This is a genomic window from Chitinimonas sp. BJB300 (assembly GCF_002735695.1).
In the GTDB taxonomy this organism is placed as follows: domain Bacteria; phylum Pseudomonadota; class Gammaproteobacteria; order Burkholderiales; family Chitinimonadaceae; genus Chitinimonas.
On sequence record NZ_PDZH01000234.1, the window covers coordinates 1 to 3,239 of the forward strand.

Here is a 3,239-nt window from a genome sequence, read left to right on the forward strand (position 1 = left end):
GGTACCGGCGCAAACCGTTCGCTTTCGGCGCCGGAAGAACAGGATGGGGAAGGAACATCTCGCCCATTCATCGTGTTTGCCAATGCACAACTGAACGTCCCTTTCCATTTGAACGAGCAGGCCTTGCGCTATGGCATGGCTTGGCGCGCGCAATGGAACCGCACGCCTCTGGTTGCGCTAGACAGGTTCGCGATTGGTGGGCGCAATACGGTTCGCGGCTTCAGTGGTGAAAGCGTATTGGCCGCTGAACGTGGCTGGCTGGTACGGAATGATTTTGGCATGCCGCTGGGCAACAGCGGTCAGGAGCTCTATGTCGGTATCGACTACGGTCGAGTGGCCGGCCCCAGTACAGAACGCTTGCTGGGCAATAGTTTGTCGGGTGTGGCATTTGGCTTGCGTGGTGCAGTACGTAACCTGACCTTCGATGTTTTCAGTGGCTGTGCCTTGCACAAGCCCGATCGCTTTGCTGCCGATGGCATGAACGGTGGGTTTACGATGAACCTGGCGTTCTAAGCCCCCTCAGCTGGCCCTTTCTCCCTCATTTCCTATTCGATCGTGGCTGCGCTGATGCGCAGGCCAATAACTGGAGCCCTGTCTTGGCTGGCGGGGTGATGCTATGAATCGCCGTTTGTTTCGCATTGTATTTAATCAGGCACGGGGTTTGATGATGGTGGTTGCCGAATCGGTAACCAGCAACCACAAGGCACCGGGTACGACCAGGGGCGCAACGACGTCACCAGCCCATGCGCATGTTGCTGCGCTCAAACCGATCGCTTTCCAATGTGCGTTGGCCTTGGGGCTGGTGACCGTGATACCACCTGCTCGTGCGGCAGGAATTATCGCAGACCCTGCTGCGCCGCAGAACCAGCAGCCCGTTGTGCTTCAGGCGGGTAATGGCGTGCCGGTCGTCAATATTCAAACACCCAGTGCGGGTGGCATATCGCGGAACACCTACAGCCAGTTTGATGTGAATCAGAACGGTGTGATCCTGAACAACGCTCGCAGGGAAGTGCAGACACAGCAGGGAGGCTGGATACAGGGAAATGACTGGCTGGCGAGGGGAACGGCACGCATCATTTTGAATGAGGTGACTTCCAACAACCCCAGCCAATTGCGGGGCTATATCGAAGTAGCGGGCGACCGGGCACAGGTCATTGTGGCGAACCCTGCGGGCATCAGTTGCCATGGTTGCGGCTTTATCAATGCCAGTCAGGCAACACTGACTACCGGTACCGCCCAGTTTGATCAGAACGGCTTGAGTGGTTTTCTGGTCAGCCGCGGCATGGTGGATATTGGCGGTACGGGTCTGGATGCCAGCCAGGTGGACTTCACCGCGATCATTGCGCGTGCGGTGCAGGTCAATGCCGGCATCTGGGCAAAATCGCTGCAAGTCAGTACAGGTCACCATCAAACCAAGCTGGATGGTACGGTCACAACGCCGACAACAGGTACGGGCAGCAAGCCCCAATTCGCGATTGATGTCGGACACCTGGGTGGCATGTATGCCGGCAAAATCCAGCTGATTGGCACCGAGGCGGGCGTAGGGGTACGTAACGCCGGCCAGATCGGGGCCAGCGCCGGAGAAGTGGTGCTATCTGCCGAAGGACTGCTCACGAATAGCGGTTTGATCAGCAGTACCACGACGCAGCAGATCAACACGGCCAGCCTGGACAACACCGGTACGATTTACGCCAAGGGTGACGCAACCATCAAGATTGCCCACCTCAATAACCAAGGCCTGATCGGTAGCCAACAAAACCTGCAGATCAATGCCACACATACGGTTACCAGCCACAAAGGCAGCACATTGGCGGCGGGTTTAAACAGCGATGGCCAGTTGAATGGGGGGGGAGAAGTACGCCTGGGCAGTGGGGAAGCCATTGCTGTTCACGGTCAGGCACTGGCAGGACAACAGATCAGTGTACACACCGGACGGTTGAATCTGAGTGAGGGTGAGCTCAGTGCGAATACCCTGGACTTTGCTGCCCGTGACATGGATACCCGCAAAGCCATCATCGTCGCGGCTGATACGCTCACGATGCGGGCTGACCGACTGGATAACCAGGGAGGTAGCCTCGGCGCCCGCCTGCTCGATCTTCACTTGACCCACCTGGATAACACCAGCGGCAAACTGCTGCAGACGGGGACTGCCCGCAGCCAGATTGTGCTGAATACCGGGGGAAGCCTGAACAACAACGGCGGGGTCATCGCCAGCAACGGCGTCGATTTCAACCTCAGTGCCGATACAGTGAGCAATGTAGCCGGGCTGGTGCAGCATGCTGGTACCGGCACGCTCACGCTTAATGCCGCTGACTTCAACAGCCAGCAAGGCACGCTTGCCAGCAATGGTCTGCTGTCGCTCACCGGCGGCAATGTCACCCTGGACGGTGGCGAGGTGGGTGCTTCGAAGATCAAACTGACGGCGACCAACCTGAGCAATGTCGGTGGCAAGGTGATCCAGAGCGGTAGCGGCGCCGCTGATATCCAGGTCGCAGGGCTGTTGAACAACGCGGACGGCCTGCTGGCCAGCAACGGTCATCTCACCATCACGGCAGGCAGCCTGAACAACCGTGCTGGCAAGCTGTTCACCACCGAACAAAACAGCCTCACGCTTACAGCTGGTGATATCGACAACCAGAACAAGGGGGTGATCAGCGCAGGCAGCAGGCTGACACTGACTGCCCAGCAACTGGATAATCAGACGGGGCAAATCAGTGCCGGAGAGCAGGCCACGCTGCACATCGCCGGTCAGTTCAGCAACCAGTCCGGCAAGCTGATCGCCAGTCAGCGGCTTGATCTGCAAGCGGCCGGCGTTGATAACAGCCAAGGACGGATTGAGTCGATCACAGGTCCGCTGACGCTCAATACCGGTACCTTCCTCAACGACCAAGGCCATGTGCTCAGCGGCAATACGCTGGACCTCAAAGCTGGCGTGCTACGCAATACTGGCAACCTCTATAGCCAGGGCGCTGCCACGCTGACGCTGGACAGTCTGGACAACCACGGCACGATTGCCAGCCAAGGCAACGTACAGATCCACACCACCCAAACATTGACCAGCCATAAGGGCAGCCTGCTGGCAGCAGGGTTGGATACGGCGGGCAAACTCAATCAGGCAGGCGATCTCACCCTACAGGCAGGGCAACAGATTGGTGTGCATGGACAGGCTTTGGCCAGCCAGACAATCAGCGCCAAGGCAACCAGCCTGGATGTAAGTGAAAGCCAATTGGCGGCGCATA

2 protein-coding genes are annotated in these 3,239 nt (G+C 58.3%); both read left to right on the forward strand.

All coding sequences use genetic code 11. The features are described 5' to 3' along the window. Positions 1 to 513: ShlB/FhaC/HecB family hemolysin secretion/activation protein (locus CSQ89_RS22685; RefSeq protein ID WP_186293436.1), on the forward strand; the 513-nt coding region annotated here is incomplete at its 5' end. A gap of 103 nt (positions 514 to 616) precedes the next feature. Continuing rightward, a partial coding sequence (locus CSQ89_RS20610) for a two-partner secretion domain-containing protein (protein ID WP_143747116.1) occupies positions 617 to 3,239 on the forward strand: 2,623 nt, incomplete at its 3' end.